Source organism: Pseudoalteromonas sp. SWXJZ94C, from assembly GCF_015864385.1.
GTDB lineage: Bacteria > Pseudomonadota > Gammaproteobacteria > Enterobacterales > Alteromonadaceae > Pseudoalteromonas.
Genome location: NZ_JADYXF010000125.1, coordinates 1 through 1461 on the forward strand (window position 1 = coordinate 1; position 1461 = coordinate 1461).

At 37.2% G+C, this 1461-nt stretch carries 2 protein-coding genes; both read left to right on the top strand.

Annotated features, from left to right (window positions below; all coding sequences use genetic code 11):
• A partial coding sequence (locus I6F65_RS21300; RefSeq protein ID WP_197114828.1) for a hypothetical protein occupies positions 1–738 on the top strand: 738 nt, incomplete at its 5' end.
• Positions 735–1460, top strand: a complete 726-nt coding sequence (locus I6F65_RS21305; RefSeq protein ID WP_197114829.1) for a hypothetical protein — start codon at positions 735–737, stop codon at positions 1458–1460. The genes I6F65_RS21300 and I6F65_RS21305, both read left to right, overlap by 4 nt.
• Position 1461 lies beyond the last annotated feature (1 nt).

Here is a 1461-nt window from a genome sequence, read left to right on the forward strand (position 1 = left end):
CGTTTAGGCTCACGCCCTGAAAACTCTAAAACGGTCGCAGCTATTAAGTTATTTCAAAGCAAGGTGGTAAATATGGTACGCCCTGATGGAAAAATAGATCCAAATGGACGCACCCATAGAAAAATCAACGAAAAGCTAGCGAGTGCGGCAGTGGTCGCGGTTGTTCCAATATCTGCCAATTTAAAAACAACGGTAAAACAAAAAATGAAGACATATGAAGGTAATATTCCTCATATGTATTTAGACACAAAGGGCAAGGTAACCGTTGGTGTTGGTCATTTATTAAAAGATGTAGATGCGGCAAAAAAAGTGCCTTTTACCATTCGTGATACGGGTGCTCTTGCGTCAATAAAACAAATTGAAGATGAATTTAAGTTGATTAAATCAAGACCATTTGGAGAAAACGAAGCTTATTGGAATTTCAAGCCCTTTACCAAGTTAATAATTACTGAAGCAGTTGCAAACGCTCAAGTCGATCAGCATATTAAAACATTTGAAAGTGAGCTAAAAACCATTTACGGTGCATCAGAATTTTCAAGTTACCCTGACGACGTTAAATTAGCCCTTTTTGATTTAATATTTAATTTAGGAATGACAAAACTTAAAGATACTTTTCCTAATTTTAACAGACATATGAAAGCGCACGATTTTAAAAAGGCAGCGATTGAATCAAATAGAAAAGATGTATCGGCTGAGCGCAACTCTTATGTCCGCAATTTATTTTTGAGCGCAAAATGATGAAGAAATTAATTTTACTTGTATGTATTAGTATCTCAAGTACTGCATGCGCAGAAATAGAAAAGAATCAAATAGCACCAACATATAGCGTTGAGAATAAGACTAAAAGTTTTTTTGTTGAACCAGTTACGCTAGAGGAGCAAGACGAGGTTAAAGTTTTGCTTGATAAAAAATGGTATTTTGAAGTAAGTCTTCTCAAAGACGGTAGCCCTAATAAGGAAGTTACTAATTGCAATGGCTTATCAAATGCTCTAGGTGAAGGTTTTAATGCACTTAGTTACCGAGAGCAAAAGGTTATAAAAGCCATGAATAAAACATGTTTAGCCTGGTCGTATATGGGCGAGTTGAGTGCTTCTGCCACGAGTTATTTGAGTGACTTTAAGCATGACTCGGCACTGGCTAAACAAATGCCGCCTGAGCTTGCTTTAATTATTTCAAACGATGACGAGCGCCGCTTAGCAAAAGCCAGTAGCTGGGAAGAAATGAGCCACATTAAAAAAATGGAGTCATTAAATAAAGACCAAGCTGTTTATTACGACAACAGTGGTGGCATTCAAAAGTTAGCGGTTATGGCGAAAGGTGACTATAACAACGACGGCATTGAAGATATGGTGTTGTATATGGTTAATACTCTTGAAGAGGGAAATTATAGCTCTACGTATGGCTATGTGGTAACTCGACTGGCTGCCGATGCACCTTATACGTTAATTAAGCAGTTTTAAT